Origin of the sequence: Shewanella sp. Iso12 (assembly GCF_012030025.1) — a bacterium.
Taxonomy (GTDB): domain Bacteria; phylum Pseudomonadota; class Gammaproteobacteria; order Enterobacterales; family Shewanellaceae; genus Shewanella; species Shewanella algae.
The window spans coordinates 179,930-201,705 of record NZ_JAAUHW010000009.1; the positions used below are offsets into that span (position 1 = coordinate 179,930).

General features: G+C 52.6%; 24 protein-coding genes. 10 read left to right on the plus strand and 14 right to left on the minus strand.

Annotated features, from left to right (window positions below; all coding sequences use genetic code 11):
• Positions 1-19 precede the first annotated feature (19 nt).
• The 7 genes from pal to HCX89_RS15635 all read right to left on the minus strand — a co-directional run bounded on the left by pal (position 20) and on the right by HCX89_RS15635 (position 6,699).
• Positions 20-559, minus strand: a complete 540-nt coding sequence (gene pal / locus HCX89_RS15605; protein ID WP_025889363.1) for a peptidoglycan-associated lipoprotein Pal — start codon at positions 557-559, stop codon at positions 20-22.
• A 24-nt stretch (positions 560-583) separates the two neighbouring features.
• Positions 584-1,909, minus strand: a complete 1,326-nt coding sequence (gene tolB / locus HCX89_RS15610; protein WP_045284021.1) for a Tol-Pal system beta propeller repeat protein TolB — start codon at positions 1,907-1,909, stop codon at positions 584-586.
• A gap of 9 nt (positions 1,910-1,918) precedes the next feature.
• Positions 1,919-2,878 (minus strand): cell envelope integrity protein TolA, encoded by a 960-nt coding sequence (tolA, locus tag HCX89_RS15615; protein ID WP_167716628.1) that lies wholly within the window; start codon positions 2,876-2,878, stop codon positions 1,919-1,921.
• Positions 2,879-3,316 carry a protein TolR gene (gene tolR / locus HCX89_RS15620; protein WP_025011954.1) on the minus strand — a complete coding sequence of 146 codons (438 nt, stop codon included), beginning with the start codon at positions 3,314-3,316 and terminating at the stop codon, positions 2,879-2,881.
• Entirely contained in the window at positions 3,313-4,002 is a 690-nt protein-coding gene (gene tolQ, locus HCX89_RS15625; protein WP_167716630.1) for a protein TolQ, read from the minus strand. Before tolQ ends, tolR begins: the two co-directional genes overlap by 4 nt.
• Positions 3,992-4,393 carry a tol-pal system-associated acyl-CoA thioesterase gene (gene ybgC / locus HCX89_RS15630; protein WP_025011952.1) on the minus strand — a complete coding sequence of 134 codons (402 nt, stop codon included), beginning with the start codon at positions 4,391-4,393 and terminating at the stop codon, positions 3,992-3,994. The genes tolQ and ybgC overlap by 11 nt, the downstream gene beginning before the upstream one ends.
• Positions 4,394-4,521: 128 nt before the next feature.
• Entirely contained in the window at positions 4,522-6,699 is a 2,178-nt protein-coding gene (locus HCX89_RS15635) for a prolyl oligopeptidase family protein (protein WP_144133237.1), read from the minus strand.
• A 553-nt stretch (positions 6,700-7,252) separates the two neighbouring features.
• On the opposite strand from HCX89_RS15635, the gene HCX89_RS15640 reads away from it, so the two are divergent.
• From HCX89_RS15640 to HCX89_RS15655, 4 genes are all read left to right on the plus strand, one after another.
• Positions 7,253-7,681, plus strand: a complete 429-nt coding sequence (locus HCX89_RS15640) for a hypothetical protein (RefSeq protein ID WP_144133238.1) — start codon at positions 7,253-7,255, stop codon at positions 7,679-7,681.
• A gap of 210 nt (positions 7,682-7,891) precedes the next feature.
• Positions 7,892-8,845: a LysR family transcriptional regulator gene (locus tag HCX89_RS15645; RefSeq protein ID WP_115390256.1), complete on the plus strand. Its 954-nt coding sequence runs from the start codon at positions 7,892-7,894 to the stop codon at positions 8,843-8,845.
• 177 nt (positions 8,846-9,022) lie between these two features.
• The gene (locus tag HCX89_RS15650; RefSeq protein WP_025889376.1) at positions 9,023-9,412 is read left to right on the plus strand and encodes an SMR family transporter; all 390 of its coding nucleotides are present in this window, start codon (positions 9,023-9,025) and stop codon (positions 9,410-9,412) included.
• Between the two features lie 11 nt (positions 9,413-9,423).
• Positions 9,424-9,753 carry an SMR family transporter gene (locus HCX89_RS15655; RefSeq protein ID WP_028781645.1) on the plus strand — a complete coding sequence of 110 codons (330 nt, stop codon included), beginning with the start codon at positions 9,424-9,426 and terminating at the stop codon, positions 9,751-9,753.
• 110 nt (positions 9,754-9,863) lie between these two features.
• Here the strand turns inward: HCX89_RS15655 and upp are convergent, their stop codons facing one another.
• Positions 9,864-10,490, minus strand: coding sequence for a uracil phosphoribosyltransferase (gene upp / locus HCX89_RS15660; protein ID WP_028781646.1), 627 nt, complete (start codon positions 10,488-10,490; stop codon positions 9,864-9,866).
• 260 nt (positions 10,491-10,750) lie between these two features.
• Here upp and purM point away from each other — a divergent pair, with 260 nt between their 5' ends.
• The 5 genes from purM to asnB all read left to right on the plus strand — a co-directional run bounded on the left by purM (position 10,751) and on the right by asnB (position 17,429).
• A complete protein-coding gene (gene purM, locus HCX89_RS15665; protein WP_109248715.1) occupies positions 10,751-11,788 on the plus strand; it encodes a phosphoribosylformylglycinamidine cyclo-ligase in 1,038 nt (345 codons plus the stop codon).
• The gene (purN, locus tag HCX89_RS15670) at positions 11,788-12,432 is read left to right on the plus strand and encodes a phosphoribosylglycinamide formyltransferase (RefSeq protein WP_115390251.1); all 645 of its coding nucleotides are present in this window, start codon (positions 11,788-11,790) and stop codon (positions 12,430-12,432) included. The genes purM and purN overlap by 1 nt, the downstream gene beginning before the upstream one ends.
• A gap of 486 nt (positions 12,433-12,918) precedes the next feature.
• Positions 12,919-13,665: an HAD-IIA family hydrolase gene (locus tag HCX89_RS15675; RefSeq protein ID WP_167716632.1), complete on the plus strand. Its 747-nt coding sequence runs from the start codon at positions 12,919-12,921 to the stop codon at positions 13,663-13,665.
• Positions 13,666-13,796: 131 nt separating this feature from the next.
• The gene (locus tag HCX89_RS15680; protein WP_167716634.1) at positions 13,797-15,443 is read left to right on the plus strand and encodes a M28 family metallopeptidase; all 1,647 of its coding nucleotides are present in this window, start codon (positions 13,797-13,799) and stop codon (positions 15,441-15,443) included.
• A gap of 321 nt (positions 15,444-15,764) precedes the next feature.
• Positions 15,765-17,429, plus strand: coding sequence for an asparagine synthase B (asnB, locus tag HCX89_RS15685; protein WP_167716636.1), 1,665 nt, complete (start codon positions 15,765-15,767; stop codon positions 17,427-17,429).
• Between the two features lie 97 nt (positions 17,430-17,526).
• Here asnB and HCX89_RS15690 read toward each other — a convergent pair whose 3' ends face one another.
• The 6 genes from HCX89_RS15690 to HCX89_RS15715 form a co-directional block, all read right to left on the minus strand.
• Positions 17,527-17,760, minus strand: coding sequence for a DUF1289 domain-containing protein (locus tag HCX89_RS15690; protein WP_167716638.1), 234 nt, complete (start codon positions 17,758-17,760; stop codon positions 17,527-17,529).
• 9 nt (positions 17,761-17,769) lie between these two features.
• Positions 17,770-18,114 (minus strand): 5-carboxymethyl-2-hydroxymuconate Delta-isomerase, encoded by a 345-nt coding sequence (locus HCX89_RS15695; protein ID WP_096141831.1) that lies wholly within the window; start codon positions 18,112-18,114, stop codon positions 17,770-17,772.
• A 34-nt stretch (positions 18,115-18,148) separates the two neighbouring features.
• Positions 18,149-18,499, minus strand: coding sequence for a VOC family protein (locus tag HCX89_RS15700; RefSeq protein ID WP_167716641.1), 351 nt, complete (start codon positions 18,497-18,499; stop codon positions 18,149-18,151).
• 110 nt (positions 18,500-18,609) lie between these two features.
• Positions 18,610-19,278: a DUF445 domain-containing protein gene (locus HCX89_RS15705; protein ID WP_167716651.1), complete on the minus strand. Its 669-nt coding sequence runs from the start codon at positions 19,276-19,278 to the stop codon at positions 18,610-18,612.
• Positions 19,279-19,405: 127 nt separating this feature from the next.
• A complete protein-coding gene (locus tag HCX89_RS15710) occupies positions 19,406-19,822 on the minus strand; it encodes a GNAT family N-acetyltransferase (protein WP_025011941.1) in 417 nt (138 codons plus the stop codon).
• 3 nt (positions 19,823-19,825) lie between these two features.
• On the minus strand, positions 19,826-20,140 hold the full coding sequence (locus HCX89_RS15715; RefSeq protein ID WP_167716643.1) for a hypothetical protein: 315 nt from the start codon (positions 20,138-20,140) through the stop codon (positions 19,826-19,828).
• A 670-nt stretch (positions 20,141-20,810) separates the two neighbouring features.
• Between HCX89_RS15715 and HCX89_RS15720 the strand changes: the two genes are divergently transcribed.
• A complete protein-coding gene (locus HCX89_RS15720) occupies positions 20,811-21,683 on the plus strand; it encodes a hypothetical protein (protein WP_167716645.1) in 873 nt (290 codons plus the stop codon).
• Positions 21,684-21,776 lie beyond the last annotated feature (93 nt).

Here is a 21,776-nt window from a genome sequence, read left to right on the forward strand (position 1 = left end):
TGTCCCTCTAATGCCGGGATCAATACACCAGCACAGCGCGACGGTTCTTGGCAAAACCTTCGTCTGTGTGGCTCATATCCAGAGGCTTCTCTTCACCATAGCTGACAATGCTCATCTGGCTTGGCAGTACACCCATACCCTGCAGGTACTTGGCTACAGCCTTGGCGCGGCGCTCACCCAGAGCTATGTTGTACTCAGGCGTACCACGCTCGTCGGCGTGGCCTTCGATCAACACGCGTACGTTAGGATGTTCAACCAGATAAGTACCGTGGGCTTCCAGAATTTCAGCAAATTCTGTCTGCACTTCACTGCGGTCAAAATCAAAGTAGATGATGTGTTCTTTACGCAGTTCCTGGAACTTGAGGCGCTGCTGCTCTTCCGGGCTCAAAACCGGATTGGCGCCACCGATTTCCACGCCGCCGGCACCATTGCCGTACTCGCTACCGGAAGTTGTCGAACCGCTGGCGTCCGTTTCTGATTCTGAAGTTGAGCTACAGGCACCCAGAGCCAGTAATGGCGCAGCGATTACGATTGCCTTAAACAACTTGTTGAGATCCATCATGTTATCCTTCTGAAATATAAGTTATAGAAACGGTGACCAAGCGGGTGATTTCACCTCGCCCTGCCCCACTGGCAACCGCGCCTTGAAACGGCCATCGACAGATACCGCTGCCAGCACCTGCTTGCCGTTATAGGTGGTGCCATAAATCACCATGGTGCCGTTAGGGGCAACGCTGGGTGACTCATCGAGCCGGGTTGAGGTCAACACCTGCATAAAACGCGTCTGCAGATCCATACGGGCAATATTGTATTTGCCGTTGGTTCTGTTGACGAAAATCATACTGCGGCCATCAGGGGTCACAGTACCCCCCAGGTTCCACTCGCCTTCGAATGTCAGGCGGGTCACCTTGCCTGAGGCCAACTCTACCTGATATAGCTGGGGCCTGCCACCCCGCTCGGAGGTGAACAGCAGCGACTTGCCATCGGGGAACCAAGTGGCTTCGGTATCAATGGCATAGTGGTTGGTGATCCGCTTGAGCGCGCCCGTGGCTATCTCTACTACGTAGACCTCAGGTTGACCGTCACGGGACAGAGTCACAGCCAGCTTGCTGCCATCGGGCGAGAAGCTCGGCGAGCCGTTGATGCCGGGGAAGCTGGTAACCTTGGTACGGCTTTGGCTATAGATATCCTGGACGAATACTTCGGCCTTTTTGTTTTCGAAACTGACATAGGCCAGCTTGCGTCCGTCCGGAGACCAGGCAGGAGACATCAAAGGCTCAGGCGAACGCAGCAGCATTTGTTCATTGTAGCCGTCGTAGTCGGCAATCATCAGGCGGTAGGGATTCTTCTCCTGGTGATTAACCACCACATAGGCGATGCGAGTCAAAAAGGCGCCGCGGATCCCGGTCAGCTTCTCGTAGACTATATCGCTGATCCTGTGACCATACTGGCGGAACTGTGCTTCGCTGATAACGGTTTCGCGGCTATCCAGCAGCAGCTCGCTGCGGGGCTGAGGGCCACCGGACTGCATCTGCGCCTTCACCAAGTCCACCAAATCAAAGCTCACCAGATACTTACCGGCGCCATAGGGTTTCACATAGCCCATCACCACGGCTTCGGCAGAAACATTTTTCCAGGCTGCGGCATTGAACTCGTCCATCTTGCTGATGGCGCGCTGACCCAGTGACAATTCATCCAGTGGTTTGAAGGTACCACTGCGGGTCAAATCGGACATCACTACATCCGAAATCGACTCTGGGGCCGGTCCAGTGCCCTGCCAGACAAATGGCACCACGGCGATGGGACGCGCGGCGTCCACCCCTTCGGTGATCACTATATCCAGTGCCGCCCTTGCCGGCAGCACCAGCACAGCCAGCAAACAGATAAGACTCTTGGCAATTCGTTTCATGAGGCTCCCTTAGTTGAATTCCGGTCTGACTTCTAAATTAATCTCTTTCATCAGCTGATACACATCAGGCTCCTGGGAAACCGGCAAACGCCCGGCCTTGTTGATGGCGGCCTTGGCGGCGCGACATACCACAGGATCCCCTTCGATGATCTGGCTGTTGGTGACAAAGCCGTCTTTGGCCAGACGCACCTTGACCTTACAGACTTTACCCCGCATCGACTCATCCACCACCAGATTGCGCTGAATAGTGGCGGTGATCATCGCCCGGTAACGGTCGACTTCACTCATGACCTGACGATTACGGGTAGCAGACAAGGCGGCTTGTTCGGCGGCCAGCGCATCGGCCAACTCCTGCTCCTGACGGCGACGGGCCTCTTCCTCGGCCTTGCGTTTACGCTCGGCTTCCTCTTTGGCCTTACGCTCAGCTTCTTTGCGTTTTCGCTCCTCTTCCGCTTTTTTAGCGGCGGCTTCCTCGGCCTTGCGTTTCTGCTCTGCCTTAAGAGCAGCCTCTTCGGCTTCCTTACGCTGTTGCTCCTTGGCCTTACGCTCGGCTTCCGCTTTCTGGGCCTTTTCTTTCTCCTGCTGCTCTTTCAGCTTGGCAGCCTTGGCAGCATCGGCAGCCTTCTGGGTCTCCAGCTCTTTTTGCTTGCGCTCGACCTCCAACTTGCGGATCCGTTCCTGCTCCTGCTCACGGGCCTTTTTGGCTTCATTGGCCTTGCGATCCAGTTCCTGCTGCCGCTCGCGCTCACGGCGCTCGGCGGCGGCCTTGTCCTGTTTCAGCTTCTGGACATAGTCATCCACTTTCTGCTGATCGACCACCACTGCCTGCACAGGCGCAGACGGAGCCTGTGGTGTCGGCAATTTGGGTTTGTCCTGAAAGTCCACGCCCATGGCCAGAATTGCAATAACCCCGATATGCAGCACAGCTGAGATGATAAAGGGGACAGTAAAATCAGATTTCCCAGCCACTTACTTCTCCTCTGGCGAATCTGTCATCAAACCGACAGAAGGCACGCCGGCATTTTGCAGCGACACCATCAGTTGGATTACCCGCTCGTAGGGAATGGCGCGATCGCCCTTGACCACCACGGGGCGATCCGGCTCCATCTTGATGATGGCGCTAACCCGGGTGCTGATCTCTTCCAGATCCAGCACCTCATTATTGGGTGAGCCACCCAAGTCGAGAAAATACTCACCCTCGGCATTGATGGAGGCCACCACAGGCGGCTTGCTGTCGGCGGGCAGCGGCTCGGCCTTACCCTGAGGCAAGTCCACTTTCACCCCTTGAGTCACAATCGGCGCCGTCACCATAAAGATGATCAGCAGCACCAACATCACGTCGATATAGGGCACCACATTGATTTCAGCGACGGGGCGACGCCGCTTGCGCTGATATCCCTGCATCATACGGCTTCCTTATCGCTGTATGCCTGACGGTGCAATATGCCCGAGAACTCTTCCATAAAGTTGGCGTAGGAAGACTCGACCTTTTCCACCTGAGTGGAGAATCTGTTGTAGGCGATAACCGCTGGAATCGCGGTGAACAAGCCCATGGCGGTAGCGATAAGCGCTTCGGCAATACCCGGTGCCACCATGGCCAGAGTGGCATTTTCAACCGCGCCCAAGGCGATAAAGGAGTTCATGATCCCCCAAACTGTACCAAACAGGCCGATATAGGGACTGGTGGAGCCTATGGTTGCCAAGAGTGGCAGATGGGTTTCCAGCTTATCCAACTCTTTGGAGAGGGAGATCCGCATGGCGCGATAGCTGCCATCCATAATGGCTTCTGGCACCCGGCCGTTCAGTTTCGACAGGCGGGCGTATTCCTTAAAACCGGATACGAACATGGACTCAAGCCCTGAGTTGCTTTCCTGGCGGGCCGACAGCTCCTGGTATAAACGATTGAGATCCACACCGGACCAAAACTTCTCTTCGAAGCGTTCGGCATTTTGCCTGGCCGCTTTCAGGAGTTTGCGCCTCTGGATAATCACAGCCCAAGACGCGATAGACAGAGACAATAAGGTGAGCATCACCAGTTTTACCAACAGACTGGCCTGCATGAACAATCCAATAAACGAAATCTCAGCTTCCACCTTTTTTAAACTCCTGCAATATGTGTTGGGGAATGGCCAATGGCCGCATGCGCTCGAGCGAAATACAGGCAACCAGAATGCTGGCTGCGCAATAACACTCACCCTCGGCATCTACCAGGCGCTGTTCAAACACCAAAGATGCCCGCTTCACTTCTGAGACACGGGTTTCCACCCAAAGGTTCTGCTCAAATCGTGCCGCCTTGCAGAAATCCAGCTCGGCGTGGCGTACCACAAAGGCGATATCCTGCTGCAACAGGGCGGTTTGGCTCACCGACATAGACCTGAGCCACTCACTTCGGGCTCTTTCAAAAAATTTCAAATAGTTGGAATGGTAAACCACCCCACCCGCGTCTGTGTCTTCATAATAGACAGTGATAGGCCAACGAAACATGCTTCCACTTGCTTTTAATGCGCCAAAAGTGAGGCCTACTATACCTTATCCACAATCCGCTTGTGAATGGCGGAAAAAGCAAAGGGGCCCGCAGGCCCCAGTTTATTTTTTCAAGGCTTAACTTAAGCTTAACCGTCGATTTTGCTCGGCAGGGTCAAGCCAAAGTTGTGCCACAGGAAGGTGAAGATATCCGCCGCTTCATCTATCTTCATCGCCGTGGGTTTACCTGCACCGTGACCGGCATTGGACTCGATACGCATGATAACCGGCTGATCCCCCTGCTGCTTGGCCTGCATCATGGCGGCAAACTTGAAGCTGTGCAGCGGCACCACCCTATCGTCATGATCGGCTGTCATCACCATGGTCGCAGGATAAGCCTGAGACTTGACGTTGTGATATGGCGAGTAAGCCAGCAACGCCGGGAACTGCTCAGCATTGTCGGCACTGCCGTATTCACTGGTCCAGGCCCAGCCTATGGTGAACTTGTGGAATCTGAGCATATCCAGTACCCCTACGGCGGGCAACACGGCGGCAAACAGATCCGGTCTTTGGGTCACGGCGGCGCCCATCAACAAACCACCATTACTGCGGCCATAGGCGCCAAGCTTGCTCTTGTTGGTATAGCCCTGGTCCAGCAGGTATTCGGCAGCGGCAAAATAGTCGTCAAACACATTTTGCTTCTTGTCGAACATACCGGCCTGGTGCCAGCTCTCACCATATTCGGCGCCGCCACGCAGGCTGGGCACAGCATAGATGCCGCCCATATCCAACCAGGCGATATTGGCCGGGCTGAATCTTGGGGTCATGGAGATGGCAAAACCACCATAGGCGTAGAGGAGTGTCGGGTTGGTGCCGTCTTTCTTCAGCCCTTTCTTGTAGGACAGCATCATGGGCACCTTGGTACCGTCCTTGCTGGTATAGAACACCTGCTCGGATACATAATCATCCGGATTGAAGGCGATTTTAGGGCTCTGGTACAGCTCGGACTCACCTGTCTTGAAGTCAAACTTATAGGTGGTCTGCGGCTGCACATAACTGTTGAAGGTGTAATAGAAGTAGTCTTTGCTGCGCTTGCCGTATGGGCCGGCAATCTTACCTTTGCCCGGCAGAGTCACGTCCTGGCGCTTGACGCCGCCCATGGAGTAGATGGACAGCTGTCCCAGCACATCATGCAGTGAGCTCACCACCAGATGATCATTGATGATACCGACACTGGCGATAGGATCCTTTGTCTCAGGGATCACTGTCTTCCAGTCTTTTTTGGCCGGACGGTGCAAATCTATCGCAATCACTTTGCCGTTGGGAGCATCGAGATCTGTCTTGAAATAGAACACTGACTTGTCGTTGCCGATAAAGCTGTACTCGGCTTCCAACTCGGAAATCAGCTCGACCACTTCCGCTTTTGGATCTTTGAGTGACTTATAGAAGAAGCGGTTGCGGCTGTCTGTTCCCTGGGAGATGGACAGCAGCAGATAGTCGCCGTCTTCAGAGACACCGATACCAAAGCCCCAGTCCTTGTTTTGTGGCCTTTCATAAACCAGCTTGTCCTGGCTCTGATCTGTGCCCAGCTTATGGTAGTAAACCTTTTGGTTGAAGTTGACATCGGCCATCTTGTCTCCGCCAGCCGGGGCATCATAGCGGGCATAGAATACGCCTTCGTTGGCATGATCCCACACGGCAGAGGAGAACTTGATCCACTCCAGTTTGTCGCTGAGCAGCTTGCCGCTGGCAATATCCATAAACTGCCACTGTTGCCAGTCGGAGCCGGACTCGGAGACACCATAGGCCAGCACCTTGCCATCGTCACTCACTGACACTCCTGACAGGGCAACTGTGCCCTTGTCGGAGAAAGCGTTGGGATCCAACAACACCTTCTCATTACCCTGCTTGTCTTTGACATAGAGCACTGACTGGGCCTGCAGGCCGTCGTTACGGTAGTAGAAGGTGTTGTCACCCTTTTCAAAGGGGGCAGAGATTTTTTCGTAGTTCCACAGGGTGGTGATCCTGTCGACTACCGCCTGCTTGTTGGGGATAGCCGACAGATATTCCTGTCCGTAAGCTTGCTGAGCCTTAACCCAGGCTTCGGTTTCCGGGGTGCTTTCTTCCAGGTGACGATAAGGATCGGCAACCTGAACACCGTGAATGTTTTCAACCAGCACTTCGGCGCGGGTCGCCGGATACTGGGACTTAACGGCAGCCAGCGAGCTCTGGCCATTTGGGGTATCTGTGCTCTGGCAGGCGCCGAGCGCCAGGCTCAAGCCTACAGCCAACAGCATAGGGCGAGCCAATTTTGTAGTTATTGTCATGGAAACTTCCTGTCCGACTAAATAAAGAGGCGTACAGCGGCGTTTTAGCAAAAAATGCAAACGCAGCGACCTGCAAAGTACTATACAAGCAAAAAAAACCGACACAATCGTCAAATGACAATCTGTGCAAGGATTGAACAATGACAAATGTTAATAAAACGGCAACAAGGATTAATTATATAAATTGCAGATTTATGCATCCACATTGAGTAAAGAAGCGAAACACGGGCTATAAGTGCATTTACGTGACCTGCATCACCTTTGTGACATTAGTTTTACTTATCTCATGACGTAGTTTTTCTCGCTTGTTGCTGACACATTCTGTCACTAAAATGTGCCTCGTTTTCAGGAAGTATTTACCCCGGTAAATATGAAAACCAAGAACTTCAAAACTGTTGTGTAGTTTTCATGGCAGTTTTCCCTGGTTCTTATGCTTGACTTCCTTCCTTCAATTTGTTGATTGCAATGATTTAATTTTTGCGGCCCGCTTGTTTCAAGTGGGCTTTTTTTTATGTTTTAATCGCCACCTTCCCCAAAGACAACAAGGACCCGTATGTCACTGCTGCGTACATTGCTTGCTTACCTGTTACTGCTGGTCGGCGCTTTTTCTGCTTATGTCTGTATTTTTGGTGCCTTCCAGAGCCTGCCGGAGCAACAACCGGCAAAATACTTTATGGTTATCTTCGGTGCCTTGCTGGCGGCTGTCAGCCTCACCCTCGCCGGTTTTCTCAACCGCCGCCATAACTGGTGCCGTTCCAGCGGTATCGCCTTGTTGGCGGCAGCAGGTTTGGCGCTTTTGATCATAGTGTCCGATGCATCATACCAAGACACGGCCCAGTTGCCGCCGATGATCGCCTTAAACGATTATGCGGTCGGTGGGCCCGTGGTTACTGTGGTGCTGATACTCGCCGGCTTGCTGCTGTGGCAAGGTCTCAAGCAGGCCCGAAAGTCGATAGAAGAACTCAGTAAAGAAACTGAGTAATCAAGGCGTTGCTCTGAGCGGGACATTAGCCAAGCGCCAAAGTCAGCCGATGTAACCCCACAAGGGCTTCGAGCGTTAAGCTGTGTTACTCTCGAGTCACCTGCAATCATTGCCGTAAGCAACACAGAAGCCGTGGCAGACTTTGATGTTTTATCTTGTGCCGCGCGCTCTTATACAGTAGCGCCAGCCGCAAACAGGGGTGATAGATAAATGGCTCACGAACTGGACACTCTGGATCTCAATCTGATGCGCCTGCTTAAGGCGGTTGTCGACAATCGCAGTATCAAGTTGGCCGCCATGCAACTTGGGATCTCTCAGCCCAGCGCCAGCCGTGGTGTAATGCGCCTGAAGCAAACCTTCCAGGATCCCCTGTTTGTCCGTAAACCCCATGGTGTAGAGCCCTCTCCCATGGCGCTGCGCCTGGCAGAAGAGTTTGACAATATTCTGGCCCCTATCGAGAAAGTCTTGCTGGAGTTCGAAGACTTCAGCGCCGACACCTACACAGGGCAAATAGCCATAGTGACAGATCCCTACCTGATGGATGAACAGGGACAAAGATTGCTGCAAAGCTGTCACCAGGCCTTTCCCAAAGCCAGCTTCACCTTTTCCAGTTGGAACGGTTACAGCCATGATGAGATGCTCGAAGGCATACATGACTATTGTATTTTGGATCAGGAAACCGAGCTGTCCAAGGATATCTATATGCGGCCGCTGTTCACCGAGAAGCGGGTGATCCTGGCACGCAAAAATCACCCGCTTCTCGGCGATGAAAATGATTGGCAGACAGTGTCCACGCTGCCGATAGTCTCCCTGCCTGCACCGGCCTCCTACAATCCGCAATGCACCGTGGAGTCTGAGTATCAGCGTATGGGTTATCAGCCCCATGTGCTGCTCAAGTCCTACAATCTTAGGGTCGCCTGCCAGATGTTGCTGGAAACCGACGCCATCATGTACGCCAGTCAAGGCACTGCCAGGTTGATGCCGGAACTGGCCTCCTTCCCCATGCCCCAGGTCAATCGCGAGTTCAGCCACTTCGTGGTGTCCGGCGGCTTTTTGCAGACCTATCGTAATCACCCGCTGCACCGGCATCTTCACAAGGTAATGCAAGACACCTTTCAGCCATCGCAAGCATCTGTCCAGACTGAAATAGATATTCAAAATTGAATATCTCAATTACCTACCAACCCAAAAATTGACCGGTTAACCTAGTGGCGTAAGTTTGGAATTGCTACTTAATTTTGTTGTTACTCCTTTTTTCATCACTTATCTGGCCAGATAGTTCCGGGTGTAATGCGCAATTCTCCGTTATGCATATTTTTAATTTCATGTAGAAGGTGAATTATGATCCTTGCACGCGTATTTCTACTGTTTGCGATTTCCGCCGAAGTGGCGGGTACCAGTACCATGAACCTGCTGGGACCCGAAGGCTCAATCTGGGGCTACCTGTTGATGTACCTCTTGATTGGTGTGTCCTACTTCTTTTTATCACTGGCGGCGAAGAAGATTGCCATAGGCGTGGCTTATGCGGTTTGGGAAGGTTTGGGCATAGCCCTGATCACCCTGGTATCCATGCTACTGTTTGATTCCAGGCTCAACCCGCAGGAGCTTGCCGGACTGGCCTTGGCCATCCTGGGTATAGTGCTGGTGACTCTGGGCGAGAGTCATGAAGGTGATAAAACCAAAGTTCAGGATACCGGCTTGGGAGCAAACAGCAACGCCGGTAGCCTGTAACGGAGGCGAACATGAACCAGTTTCTGACGCTCTCCTTTGGCTATGTGGTGCTGGCCGCCTTGATTGATATTGCCGCCAATATGGCGCTCACCCGCTCCAATGGGTTCAAGCGTAAATTGTGGGGCGCGCTGGCAATCCTGCTGGTGCTGAGCGCTTTTACTCTGCTGGCACAGGCAGTGAAAGAGATAGACTTGGCGATCGCCTACGCCTCCTGGGGCGCCATAGGCATTTTGGGAACGGCTATCGGCGGCGCATTGCTGTTCAAACAAAGACTCAAGCCCATAGGCTGGGTCGGCATAGCCGTGGTTATCGCCGCGGTTATCACCATGAAAACCGCCTAAGAGCAGAAGGAATAAGTAAGGTCGAAATAAGCAAAAAGGCGCCCGAGGGCGCCTTTCTTATGCTCACTCTTTTATTAAAAACAATAAAGAGTTGTGCTCACTAAAGGGACTTATTTGGTACCGAAGATCTTGTCACCGGCATCACCCAGACCAGGCAGGATATAGCCCTTATCGTTCAGGCACTTATCGACAGACGCCGTGTAGAGTTCGATATCAGGATGCGCCTCTTCCAGTGCCTTGACGCCTTCAGGAGCCGCAACCAACACCAGCGCCTTGATATGCTTACAACCACGCTTTTTCAGCAAGTCTATGGTGCAAATCATGGAGCCGCCGGTAGCCAGCATAGGGTCAACTACCAGTGCCAAGCGCTCTTCCATATCACTGGCGAGCTTCTCGAAATAAGGCACAGGCTCCAGGGTTTCTTCGTCACGGTAAACACCGACCACTGAGATACGGGCACTGGGAATATTCTCCAGCACGCCGTCCATCATGCCAAGACCGGCACGCAGAATAGGCACTACAGTCACCTTCTTGCCTTTAATCTGCTCCACTTCAACGGGACCGTTCCAGCCCTCAATGGTCACAGTTTCGGTTTCCAAACCTGCGGTTGCCTCGTAGGTTAACAGGCTGCCAACCTCGGCGGCGAGCTCACGAAAACGCTTGGTGCTGATCTCAGCTTCGCGCATCAAACCGATTTTGTGGCGTACCAGCGGGTGTTTAACCTCGACAACTTTCATTCTTTTTCTCCTGATCTTGCGGGCTGGACGAGCAATCAGACTGGCAGCTCCAGGCGTGCAGAGCACAAACCAGCCGGATTTGGGCAAATTTGTGAGATTTTAGTTGATTTGTTCCAGCGGTAAAACAGAAAGTTTTATAAATCTGGTAAATCGTGACTTATATCCCTATGAATAAAGTGCAATCTTGGCTTTCGAGCCCCCCGGCAAACTGCTAGAATAGCGCCGCATAAAATCCATAACGATGTACCCGAGAGGATCAAGTGAGTACCCCTACCCCACTGAGCTATAAAGACGCCGGTGTCGATATCGATGCAGGCAACGCACTCGTCAATAACATCAAGTCCGTAGTCAAACGCACTCACCGTCCTGAAGTCATGGGCAACCTGGGTGGTTTTGGCGCCCTGTGTGAACTGCCAACCAAATACAAGCACCCTGTGCTGGTTTCCGGTACCGATGGTGTGGGCACCAAACTACGCCTGGCCATTGACTTCAAAAAGCATGACACTGTCGGTATCGACCTGGTGGCCATGTGTGTCAACGACCTGCTGGTTCAAGGCGCCGAGCCGCTGTTTTTCCTCGACTACTATGCTACCGGCAAGCTGGACGTCAATGTGGCGACCGACGTGGTTACAGGTATCGGCGAAGGTTGCTTCCAATCCGGTTGTGCCCTGATCGGTGGTGAAACCGCCGAAATGCCCGGCATGTACGAAGGCGCTGACTATGATCTGGCCGGTTTTTGTGTCGGTGTGGTAGAAAAAGAAGCCATCATCGACGGCAGCAAGGTACAGGCCGGTGATGCACTGATAGCCCTGGGCTCCAGTGGTCCTCATTCCAACGGTTACTCACTGATCCGTAAAGTCCTGGAAGTCAGCCAGGCCGACCCACAGCAAGATCTGGACGGCAAGCCGCTTATCGATCACCTGCTGGAACCGACCCGCATCTATGTCAAACCTTTGCTGGAACTGCTGGAAAAACACCCGGTTCACGCCATGGTACACATCACAGGCGGCGGTTTCTGGGAAAACATTCCAAGGGTACTGCCAGAAGGCGCCAAGGCCGTTATCCAGGGCGAGTCCTGGCAGTGGCCCAGCGTATTCAACTGGCTCAAGCAAGCCGGTAATATCACAGAACATGAAATGTACCGCACCTTTAACTGTGGTGTCGGTATGATAGTTGCCCTGCCTCAGGCCGAAGCCGCCGCCGCCATTGAGCTACTCAAGGCCAAAGGTGAAAACGCCTGGCAGATAGGCACTATCGCCAATCGTAATCAACAAGAAGAGCAAGTGGAGATCCTTTAATGCAGGAGAGTTGTCGCATATTGGTAATGATTTCGGGCAATGGCAGTAATTTGCAGGCTGTTATCGACAGCTGTGATAGCAAGATGCCAGGGCGCGTGGTCGGGGTGATCAGCAACAAGGCCGATGCCTATGGTCTGATCCGGGCCCATCATGCCGAAATAGACACCAGTTGCGTCATCGCCCGCAAAGAAGAGTCCCGCGCCCAATACGATGCCAGACTGCTGGCGGCTATCGACAGATATCAGCCCGACCTCATCGTATTGGCCGGCTTTATGCGTATTCTCAGTGATGAGCTGGTCAGCCGTTACCAGGGCAAGATGCTCAATATCCACCCGTCACTGCTGCCCAAGTATCCTGGATTGGATACCCACAAGCGCGCCATCGAAGCCGGTGACAGCGAACATGGCGCCAGTGTTCATTTCGTTATCCCGGCACTGGACAGTGGCCCGGTGATTTTGCAGGCCAAGGTACCTGTGTTTGCCGATGACACAGTGGAAACTCTGGCGGCCAGGGTGCACGAGCAGGAACACGCCATCTACCCGATAGTGGTGCGCTGGTTCTGCCAGGGCCGACTGAAGATGGTTGACGGTAAGGCCTGGCTCGACGATGAAGCCATCGGCCCCAACGGCTACGCCCCGGACTGATCTCTGAGTAAACTTAGGGAAGGTGCGAATAAGTCCTCGCGGCACTCTGGCTTACACAGCAATTGGCGTTCAAGGCATCTGACTGAAGGCATGCCGGGGCCTGTCAAAGTCGGATAACGCAGAGAGCCGGTTGCTGTGTAAGCCCCGAAGGGCGTGGCTTACAGGCCTGCCTGCTGTGTTGTGCTTCTTACAAAGGACTAAGGCCATTTGCTGCGAACCACGCCTTGCATCCATGCCCGTAAGCCGACGCAGAGCACGCATGGGACTTGTTCGCACCTTCCTTAGGTTGATTAATTCAGCGAAAAGGAGCCATACGGCTCCTTTTTTCATTCCAACAATGGCTATTACGGCTGTGGCGCAAGCTTGACTCTCCGCTTAATTTACCCGGATATGACGCTCCGTTACCGGCTTTTTACCGCGGCCAATTGTAATTTTATGACCAATGGCGTTAGATAGGGGCAGTTATCAGGACAGAACGAGACGCGCATGAAGAATATTATCTGCGATATAGACGGCGTGCTGATGCACGACAACAAGTTAGTCCCCGGCAGTGACAAGTTTATCGCCCGGGTACTGGAACAGGGAAACCCCTTGGTTATCTTGACCAACTATCCGGTACAGACGGGCAAAGATCTGCAAAACCGCCTCGGCGCCGCCGGGCTGCATATTCCCGAAGAGTGTTTCTATACCTCGGCCATGGCGACCGCCGACTTTCTCAAGCACCAGGAAGGCAGCAAGGCTTTTGTCATAGGTGAAGGCGCCCTCACCCACGAGCTTTACAAGGCCGGCTTTACCATTACCGATATCAACCCCGACTTTGTTATCGTCGGCGAAACCCGCTCCTACAACTGGGACATGATCCACAAGGCCGCCCGCTTTGTTGCCGCCGGCGCCCGTTTTATTGCCACCAACCCGGATACCCATGGCCCGGCTTATAGTCCCGCCTGTGGCGCTCTCTGTGCACCTATTGAGAGAATAAGCGGTCGCAAGCCCTTCTACGTGGGTAAACCCAGCAGTTGGATCATCCGCTCGGCCCTGAACCATATAGATGGTCATTCCGAAAATACCGTGATTATCGGTGATAACATGCGTACCGATATTCTGGCCGGTTTTCAGGCCGGACTGGAAACCATACTGGTCACCAGTGGTGTCAGCAAGCTGGAAGACATAGAGAAAGAGCCCTTCCGACCCAACCATGTCTTTGCCTGCGCCGCCGACATAGATGTGATCTGAAACCATTGGTAACATTCCTTTTACCGCCTCCGCTTGTGTCGGGGGCGTTTTTTCGTCCATGATAGCGCACGGGCAAGGGCAAAGCCTTTGCCACTCCATACCTGACAATAAAAGCAACAACAGGATCCGTTATGCGCTTGATGATCCCCCTGTGTACCCTGGCACTCTTGAGTGCCTGCAGCCAAAACAATACTGCCGACGACCCCATCCGCGTTGTCAGTTTCAATGAACAAGAGTTTCGCCAGGACATCCAAACCCTGGCCTCGGATGAATTTGAAGGCCGGGCGCCAACAACCCGCGGCGAGCAGCTGACTCTGGACTATCTCAGCAAGGCCTTTGCCGATATGGGGCTTGAGCCCGGCGCCAGCGGCAGCTACCTGCAAAAAGTGCCCATGGTGAGCTATACCGCCAGTGAAACCCAGGCAATACAGCTGGCCGGTATCGATTTTCAATATCCCCAAGATCTGGTGCTCGGCAGTCGCCATGATGTTAAACGCGTCGATATCACCAACGCGCCGCTGGTGTTTGTCGGTTACGGTATCAACGCCCCCGAGTACGACTGGAACGACTACCAGGGCCTGGACATGAAGGGCAAAATCGCCCTTATTCTGGTGAATGACCCGGGCTTTGCCCGCCCGGATCTCGGTAAATTCAACGGCAAGGCAATGACCTATTACGGCCGCTGGACCTACAAATATGAAGAAGCCAGCCGTCAGGGCGCATTGGGCGCCATTATCATTCACGACACGGCTCCTGCCGCTTATCCCTGGTCTGTGGTGGAAAACAGCTGGACCGGCCCACAACAGGATCTGGCCTCGGATTCCGGCAACGAGCGAGTGGCGGTGGAAGGCTGGATAACCCTGGATGCCGCCAAAAAGGTGTTTGCCAAGGCCGGGCTTGAACTGGACAGCGCCATCAGCCGCGCTGCCCACGGCCCACTGCAACTGACGCTGGGGCAAACCGCCAGCATAGGTTTCGATAACAAGGCCGAGTATGGCGACAGCTACAATGTGGTTGCCACTCTGCCGGGCAGCAGCCGTGCCAATGAGCATATTCTGTTTACCGGCCACTGGGATCATTTGGGCATGAGCAGTTCGGCCGAAGGCGACAGGGTATTCAATGGCGCCATGGACAACGCCTCCGGCATCGCCGGCATGCTGGCCATCGCCCGTGAGTTTGCCGCCGACGCCAAGGCTGGCAAGCGCCTCAAGCGTTCGCTGACTTTTATCGCCACCACAGGCGAAGAGCAAGGTCTGCTGGGATCACGTTTCTATGCCGCCCAACCGGCGTACCCGTTGGAAAACACCATAGGGGTGATTAATCTCGACAGCACCAATATCTATGGCCGCACCAAAGACTTCACCATAGTGGGCAAAGGCAAGTCTGAGCTGGAGCGTTATCTGGAAGCCGCGCTCAAGACCCAGGGCCGCTATGCCACAGCAGAGAAACACCCCGAGTCCGGCGGTTTCTTCCGCTCGGATCACTTCAGTTTTGCCCAGTATGGCGTACCTGCGGTATTTGCCGGTGGCGGCAGCGAACCTGTGGATCAGGCCACAGCTGACTACAAAGCAGCAATGAAACAGCAGATGAAAGGCTGCTATCACAACCTCTGTGATGAGTATCATGCCAACTGGGATCTCTCCGGCGCGCTGGAAGATCTCGCCGTGTACTACAAGGCCGCCAAAGGCTTGGCGGATTCTGCCGACCGCCCGGGTTATTTCAAGGGCACAGAGTTTTATAGCCTGCGGCCGGAAACCGGCGTTACTCCGGCGATTTAACCAGACACATTTCCCCATCCCCAAAGGCGCCTCCGGCGCCTTTTTGCGTTGTTTTCCGGGCAGATAAATCAATCGCCGATAAAAGCAGCGGCTTTGGGAAAGTGCCAATTTGCACGCTGTTACAGCGAGCTAAAATGCAGATCTTTCACCAATTAAGCGATTAAATTGTTTAACCCTCAAAAAAACAGGTCACAAAGCGCATCATAATTTACAGATTCAGCCATTTTTATGATTTATATTCAAAAATAAAGCTTGGCTTTTGAGAATTCTACAGGCAAAGTGAAGCCATTGCTGAAGAAACACCAAGTTTGGAGTCTTACCATGTGTTCAATTTTTGCCATTCTCGATATCCAGTCTGATGCCGCCGCTCTGAGAAGCACTGCGCTGGAGATGTCCAAACTGATGCGCCACCGCGGCCCGGACTGGTCGGGTATTCATACCACTGCAAGAGCGATTCTCGCCCATGAGCGGCTGGCCATTGTCGATATCGAACACGGCGCCCAGCCGCTGTTATCTGAAGATGGCCAGTTGGTATTGGCAGTCAACGGTGAAATCTACAACCACAAAGAACTCAAGGCCGAGCTCAGCGACAAGTACAGCTACCAGACCAACTCGGATTGCGAAGTGATCCTGGCGTTGTATCAGGAATATGGCTGCGACTTTCTCGATAAGCTCAACGGTATTTTTGCCTTCGTACTCTACGACAAGGCCAAGGACTGCTACCTCATAGGCCGGGATCACATGGGGATCATCCCGCTTTACACCGGCCGCGATACCAGTGGCAACTTCTATGTCGCCTCCGAGATGAAGGCACTGGTTCCCGTATGTAAAACTGTGGAAGTATTCAGCCCCGGGCATTACCTCTACAGTGTAGATGACGCGCCGGTGCAATACTATCAGCGTGACTGGCGCGACTATGAAGCGGTTGCCCAAAACAGCGCCTCCAGCGAAGAGCTGCGCGAAGCGTTGGAAGCCGCGGTAAAACGCCAGTTGATGTCAGATGTGCCCTATGGCGTTTTGCTGTCTGGCGGGCTGGACTCCTCGGTGATTTCCGCCATAACCCAAACTTTTGCCAAACGCCGTATTGAAGACAACGATGCCTCCGATGCCTGGTGGCCACAGCTGCACTCCTTTGCCGTGGGCCTGAAAGGGGCGCCGGATCTGGCGGCGGCACAAAAGGTCGCCGATGCCATAGGCACCATACACCATGAGCTGCACTTCACCTTCCAGGAAGGCCTGGATGCCATCAAGGAGGTGATTTATCACCTGGAAACCTATGATGTCACCACCATACGCGCTGCAACCCCCATGTATTTGATGGCGCGCAAGATCAAGGCTATGGGGATCAAGATGGTGCTCTCGGGCGAAGGGGCCGATGAACTGTTCGGCGGTTACCTCTATTTCCACAAGGCACCAAACGCCCGCGCCTTCCACGAGGAACTGGTGCGTAAACTCGACAAGCTGCACCTGTACGACTGCCTGCGGGCCAACAAGGCCATGGCAGCCTGGGGCCTGGAAGCCCGGGTACCCTTCCTCGACAAGGAGTTTATGGACGTGGCCATGCGCCTGAACCCAGAAGCCAAGATGTCGCGCGATGGCCGGATTGAAAAGCATATTCTGCGTGAAGCCTTCGAGCATAAGCTCCCGGCCGAAGTCGCCTGGCGCCAGAAAGAGCAGTTCAGTGACGGTGTGGGTTACTCCTGGATTGACGGTCTGAAAGAACATGCAGCCGCCCAGGTGGAGGATAAAGAGCTGGCCAACGCCCGTTTCCGCTTCCCGCACAACACGCCGGAAACCAAGGAAGCCTACTTCTATCGCTGTTTCTTTGAAGAACACTTCCCGCTGGAGTCGGCAGCACTGACTGTACCGGGTGGTAAATCTGTTGCCTGCTCTACCCCGGAAGCGCTGGCCTGGGATGAGAGCCTATCCGGCATCATAGATCCTTCCGGCCGAGCGGTGCGCTCTGTGCATACCGCATCTTATTGAACTTAAGTAAAAACCATAAAGGCGCCGAATGGCGCCTTTATTCATTAGCGGAAATAGGAGCTTCGCTTCTGTGCCGCTTTACTTGCTTTGAGCTTGTTCACTTGCGCCTTGTTCTCATCACTCTAAGCCCGGCAGCGGCTTGGTGGCGATCAACTTGCCGCTGCCGGCAGCGCTCAAGAATAGCCTGCCGCTCGCTGTCAGTTGCCTGATGCCAGGCAAGAATTTCTTCCAGCGTCCTGAAACATCCCAGGCAAACATCCTGCAGGTCCAGGCAGCAGTGACGAATACAGGGAGAGTCCACCCTGTTACTGCGCTTTGGTTGCCTGGACATATTGGCTTCCTAGCTGCCGCGTTTAAGGTAGCTTGGCTGATGCAGCTCAGTAACCTCCAGCGAGACACTGTCGACTTTGGCCGCAGTTGGCTCCAGTGCGGCAAACACGCTTTGGGTCAGGGCTTGCTTTTGCTCATCGGTGCGTCCCGGCATAATGGCCAAACGCACATGGATAAAGCTTTGAGCGCTGTCCTCCCCTACCAGGAAATGTTCACAGGCATGTGCTCGACTCTTGATGGCAGATGGTGTGAACAAGCCTGAGTCGATGGCACCTTGGTGCACCGCCTGAACCAGTTTGGCAACCGACAATTGCTGCGCCAGGGGCGCCGAATATTCAATAATACAGTGAGGCATAATCCTTCCTTGTTAAAGGCAGAAGCGTTTGGGTCTATTCAGACCAGACGGCATACTCATTTTGGCTCGGGCAACGGAAATGAAAGCGCCGACCACCGGGAAAACTGAAAATATCTTTGCAGATCTCACCGCCCTGGGTCTTGACGGCCTCCAGACTGGCGTTCAGATCATTTGAGTAAATCACCAACAAGGGGCTGCCGTTGAGGGTATCAAGGCTCAGTGATGAGCGAAAAAAACCGCCATCGATCCCGGCCTGGGTAAAGCAGCTGTAATCCGGACCGTAATCAACAAAGCCCCAGCCAAACACCGCCTGAAAAAACGCCTTGGTGGCTTCCAGCTCCCGGGCGGGAAGTTCAAGATAATTAATCCTATGATGTAACGCCATGGCTTTCCTCCCGCCGCTTGGGCGACTTGATTGCTGTGATACTTAAGTACTTAATACTTTGGGCGGCTGAAACTTGGACCGGGGCTATCGCTCAAGCAGGCTTGTCATAGTTATAGCAAGCGCTGCAGCGTTACACTGGCCAGCCCTATTAGACCGCCAAAGACACCGCCCCAGACAACCAACCAGCCAAGGTGGGTCTTGATCATCTGCTGCACCATCTCCTTGACCAACTGCGGCGTTAACTCGGCCAGCCGCTGCTCGACAATATCCTGAATTTGGCTACGCATATCTGCCATCACCCCGGGCTGTTCCAGTTCGCCCTTGAGCAGCTCGTAAAAATCATCGCTCTTGGCAATATCTGCCAGAGATTGCTGCATCTTTTCGATAAAGGGTTGCTTGAGTGGGGTGAGCGCTTCTTCACCGCCAAACATGGATAACATACCACCCAATGAAGATTGGGCAACCGTGGCCACCAAAGCATCGAAGGCTGGAGCCAAGTCCACCTTGCCGATAACGCCGGACAGCTCCAGGCTCTGTTTGTCGGAGCGGGTCGACAGGAAACGGTCTATGTTGGCCTCAGAGAAGAACTGCTCCATCATCAACTCGCTGATAGCTTGTTTGAACTGTTCGAAACGGGCCGGGATCACCCCTGAACCATAGAGACCCGGTACTTTTTCAAACAACATATGCACCGCCAGCCAGTTGGTAATGGCGCCGGATACGGCAAACAGGCCGATGTTGAATAACACATCAGAGTGCATGCCATAGCCGGTAAGCATAATGGCCAGCGCCAAGAGGTTGGTAACGGCGCTCTTGTCGAGCACAGGTGTCTGTTGTACTGCTGTTTTCAATCTGAAATCCCCTGAAATTAAAACCCGCTAATGGTAGCAAACAGGGGGCAGCAGATTAAAGTAGTGCGTGATACAGACCTTGCTCTGTGCCATCTGTCTCGACTTGTTGAGACAGCTCGCCAAATTCACGCTTGACCGCCAGCACCTTGGCATCCTGAGCCAAAGTTCGGGCTCGGCAAGTCAGCTCTTTGGCAATGCCCTGACCACGGTAATCGGGCAATACGAAAAGATCATCCAGATACCATAAAGGCTTTAGCAACAAGGAGGAGAATGAGGGAAAAACTTGAGTGAAGGCCACCGGATAATCACCCTCGGTGGCGATGAAGATCATCGAATCGTTTTCCAGTAAGCGGGCCCGTAAAAATTCACGGCAACGACTCAGATCCGAGCCCTGCCCTAGTTCCTGCCGATACTCGTCAAACAGCAGGACCAGTTGTTCCAAATCCATTTCAGTAGCCAAACGTATTTGCATTTTTCATCCCTGAATACAAGTTGAAATTTTACTATTTGCCAGAGGCAAAACGACAATAAACTCCTTAAACAACGCAAGGTTAACATAGAAAAGCTTCTCTGGCAGCAGCTTTAATCGCCCTCCCCATGCCAGTTCCCGTTCATGCCTATCCCGGTAGCCGTTTTCAACGAGCACACAAACCCAAGCGGATTTCGCCATATTGACCGGCGATAACAACTGCCCCCCACCATTAAGCAAGTCACCCGGCCACACCAAGGCTCCTAAATAGTTCCCCTGGCCATCAAGCACTGAAACCGGCAATTTAAGCGAGGCAATCAATTGGAATATTGCTCATATGATTTGCCGGGCACAGTTGTTTTCATGGCGAATTATGTTGTCAACCCCCACAAAATCAGGGTTTTATAACCTTTGCTAAAAACTTGACCTTTGGCTAATTGTTTTCAAATTAAGTACTGGGTATTGTATAACCAATTCAAACGCTTAGCTTTAGCTTATTCTTAAGCGAAAGCTCTGCGACAACGATACTTTTCCGTTTGTAACGGTATTCAGGGACGAACAGCATGATGTCGCGCCCGTGCGGTAGCCATGGCTTTACTTAACGCTTTTGGTCGGGCCTGGGTTTTAGGGGGCTTGGTTTTAAGGCCCTTGGTTGCAGGGCTTGAAGCGCTCATGACAAGCGTCTCAGAGCTGATTTTTTATACAGTATTATTGACGTTCTGGACAAAATGCCGGAAATTTGCAGCTAAGCTTGCGCGTTATTTCCGTAACATTTTAGAAAATTTCATTAAATTCATAAAGTTAAAAAATACAGTGGGTAGATAATAGGTTTGGAAACCGCGCATGCGCGTTTAGCTGCAAGGGACATTAAGACTAAAATCTTTTATATCCAGCTAATACAAACAGATAGCGATGCGCGTTTACACTCCTCCGAGGACTAAAACGCGCATGCGCACTATACAGCTGTTATGCCTAAGAATATGAAGTAAACATGAGTTTATATAGATACAAGCTATTCGAAAATAGATCATTAGCGCATAGGTTATTTAAGCGGCACCATACTCATTTCAATGACATGTATTGGAGCCAAAGAACAGTTTTTTCACATACATTCACTCAAACAAAGGATTTACAACGTGAGGATTTAGTAACTTCATTGTTTAAAGTTTCTGGAGATGAGATCCGAGATGGCAGGTCGTTGGGTGAATGGGGAGAGTGGTATTCAGACTTTGATAGCTGGTCAAGAATGGCATATGTGGTGGGACTTGCTGGTTATCTTGAAACCTATATAGCGCAAGTATCGGTTGCTGCATTCGAATCCACTCCTACGCTTGTTTTGGGTGGAGGTCCAAAAATTGATGGTGCCTCCCTCCTTAAACATAATCCAAAGTATGACTTGTATTCCTACTCTGAGTCTCTCACTCGGGGAGATTGGCAATCTAGGGTATCTGCGTATAAGAAATATTTCGGTGAATGCCCTTTTGAGGACAGAATATCTGACTTGGAAAAACTTAGAAAGCTAAGAAACAATGCTGGTCATTCATTTGGTCGCGACATTGAAACAATGAAGTTTGCTCAGGGATGGGAGGTCGATAGGCTTAAAAAGATCTCAGATAAGAAGATAATGGGATTCTTAGAACTTGTAGAATCAGTGGCAAATACCATTGATAGCCACATTGCGGAAGAGTTCATTGGTCAGTATGAAATAATTAAGGTTTACCATCAGTGGCTACCTGAAGTTTCTGGGTTAAAGCGTCAAGGTAATAAGGTTCTTGGAAAGGAATTTCGAAGACACTTTTTCAAATTAACGTCAGCTATATACAAGCCAACAGCTCATCTTATTGAGTATTATGAGGCACTTTAAAGGCATAACAAGCGGCAGCAGTCGGACTCGGCAAAAGCTGTCACCAAATTTGCTGGCGCAAATTAGCCGCCAGATTTACCTCGCCGCTGTGCC

Coding starts and splice junctions, on each gene's coding strand:
- HCX89_RS15680 (WP_167716634.1), top strand. CDS start 13,797: ATGCGCTTGATGATCCCCCTGTGTACCCTGGCACTCTTGAGTGCCTGC.
- HCX89_RS15720 (WP_167716645.1), top strand. CDS start 20,811: ATGAGTTTATATAGATACAAGCTATTCGAAAATAGATCATTAGCGCAT.
- HCX89_RS15710 (WP_025011941.1), bottom strand. CDS start 19,822: ATGCAAATACGTTTGGCTACTGAAATGGATTTGGAACAACTGGTCCTG.
- HCX89_RS15635 (WP_144133237.1), bottom strand. CDS start 6,699: ATGACAATAACTACAAAATTGGCTCGCCCTATGCTGTTGGCTGTAGGC.
- tolR (WP_025011954.1), bottom strand. CDS start 3,316: ATGATGCAGGGATATCAGCGCAAGCGGCGTCGCCCCGTCGCTGAAATC.
- tolB (WP_045284021.1), bottom strand. CDS start 1,909: ATGAAACGAATTGCCAAGAGTCTTATCTGTTTGCTGGCTGTGCTGGTG.
- HCX89_RS15695 (WP_096141831.1), bottom strand. CDS start 18,114: ATGCCTCACTGTATTATTGAATATTCGGCGCCCCTGGCGCAGCAATTG.
- HCX89_RS15675 (WP_167716632.1), top strand. CDS start 12,919: ATGAAGAATATTATCTGCGATATAGACGGCGTGCTGATGCACGACAAC.
- pal (WP_025889363.1), bottom strand. CDS start 559: ATGGATCTCAACAAGTTGTTTAAGGCAATCGTAATCGCTGCGCCATTA.
- HCX89_RS15700 (WP_167716641.1), bottom strand. CDS start 18,499: ATGGCGTTACATCATAGGATTAATTATCTTGAACTTCCCGCCCGGGAG.
- HCX89_RS15640 (WP_144133238.1), top strand. CDS start 7,253: ATGTCACTGCTGCGTACATTGCTTGCTTACCTGTTACTGCTGGTCGGC.
- HCX89_RS15690 (WP_167716638.1), bottom strand. CDS start 17,760: ATGTCCAGGCAACCAAAGCGCAGTAACAGGGTGGACTCTCCCTGTATT.
- HCX89_RS15655 (WP_028781645.1), top strand. CDS start 9,424: ATGAACCAGTTTCTGACGCTCTCCTTTGGCTATGTGGTGCTGGCCGCC.
- ybgC (WP_025011952.1), bottom strand. CDS start 4,393: ATGTTTCGTTGGCCTATCACTGTCTATTATGAAGACACAGACGCGGGT.
- HCX89_RS15645 (WP_115390256.1), top strand. CDS start 7,892: ATGGCTCACGAACTGGACACTCTGGATCTCAATCTGATGCGCCTGCTT.
- upp (WP_028781646.1), bottom strand. CDS start 10,490: ATGAAAGTTGTCGAGGTTAAACACCCGCTGGTACGCCACAAAATCGGT.
- HCX89_RS15650 (WP_025889376.1), top strand. CDS start 9,023: ATGATCCTTGCACGCGTATTTCTACTGTTTGCGATTTCCGCCGAAGTG.
- HCX89_RS15705 (WP_167716651.1), bottom strand. CDS start 19,278: ATGCTTACCGGCTATGGCATGCACTCTGATGTGTTATTCAACATCGGC.
- asnB (WP_167716636.1), top strand. CDS start 15,765: ATGTGTTCAATTTTTGCCATTCTCGATATCCAGTCTGATGCCGCCGCT.
- purN (WP_115390251.1), top strand. CDS start 11,788: ATGCAGGAGAGTTGTCGCATATTGGTAATGATTTCGGGCAATGGCAGT.